Raw genomic sequence first — 676 nt, 5'->3', positions numbered from 1 at the left:
TGGCCGCGCCGGTTCAAGTGGTCTGGCGCCATGCCGAACTGCCGGTTCGGGAGGTCGCGCCGGGGCAGTTGTCCGAGCAGCGTCTGGACCTGAGTCAGGCGCCGCTGATTCGCCTGCTGTATGCCCGTGATCCGGCCAATGGCCGGGTGCTGGGCACGCTGGTGTTCCATCACATCGCCCTGGATCACACCGCGCTGGACGTGGTGCGCGAGGAAATGCAGGCTTGTCTGCTGGGCCAGGCCGAAGCGTTGCCGGCCGCTGTGCCGTACCGCAACTACGTGGCCCAGGCGCGTTGGGGCATCAGCGAGGAAGAGCACGAAACGTTCTTCCGGCAGATGCTTGGCGACATCGAAGAGCCGACGCTGCCATTCGGCTTGCGCAACGTCAGCGGCACCGCCAGTGATGTCGAGGAAGTCTGCCTGCCATTGTCCGAGGCCCTTGCCCAGCGTCTGCGCAGTCAGGCGCGGAGCATGGGCATCAGTGTCGCCAGCCTGTTTCATCTGGCGTGGGCGCAGGTGCTGGCGGTGACCTCCGGGCAACGGAGCGTGGTGTTCGGCACCGTGCTGATGGGCCGCATGCAGGGCGGGGCGGGTGCCGACCGGGGGCTGGGGATGTTCATCAACACCTTGCCGCTGCGGGTCGACATCGGCGGGCAAACGGTGCGCGACGGGGTCAA

Annotated in this window: 1 protein-coding gene; it reads left to right on the top strand. The window is 67.3% G+C overall.

Annotation, left to right across the window (positions count from 1 at the left end; all coding sequences use genetic code 11):
- On the top strand, positions 1 to 676 hold a 676-nt coding region (locus KVQ74_RS29255), incomplete at both ends, for a condensation domain-containing protein (protein ID WP_225930238.1).

The sequence above is a fragment of the Pseudomonas botevensis genome, from assembly GCF_019145475.1.
Lineage (GTDB): Bacteria > Pseudomonadota > Gammaproteobacteria > Pseudomonadales > Pseudomonadaceae > Aquipseudomonas > Aquipseudomonas botevensis.
This window is presented reverse-complemented; position numbering and strand designations above follow the sequence as displayed.